At 65.0% G+C, this 394-nt stretch carries 1 protein-coding gene; it reads right to left on the reverse strand.

Annotated elements, in window-relative coordinates:
- Positions 1-394, reverse strand: a 394-nt coding sequence (locus tag HX823_RS31660) for an SDR family oxidoreductase (RefSeq protein ID WP_177078579.1), incomplete at both ends; no start/stop codon positions are given.

Genomic DNA, 394 nt, shown 5'->3' on the forward strand with positions numbered 1-394 from the left:
CGGTAAGGCCACCGTCGATGACAATGCTTTGCCCGGTCAGATAGCTCGACGCGTCACTGGTCAAAAACTGCACCAGCGACGCCACTTCATCCGCCCGCCCTACCCGGCCCAACGGAATCGCGCGCGCCGCTTTGGCCAAGCCTTCCGGCCCCAGCGAGTTCTTTGCATCCAGCGACTGCGGCGTCTCGATCAACCCTGGAATCACCGCATTGCAACGAATGCCCTTGGCCGCCAATTCCACCGCCAGCGACCGGCACAACCCCGGCACGCCAGCCTTGGCCGCCGCGTAGTGGCTGTGTTCCTGCCAGCCATACACGCCGCCGGCAATCGACGAAATCGCCACCAGCGCGCCGCCTGCATGCATATGACGGGTTGCCGCGCGGAAGGTGCGCAT

Origin of the sequence: Pseudomonas sp. P7759 (genome assembly GCF_013386445.1) — a bacterium.
GTDB classification, from domain to species: Bacteria; Pseudomonadota; Gammaproteobacteria; order Pseudomonadales; family Pseudomonadaceae; genus Aquipseudomonas; species Aquipseudomonas azotoformans_A.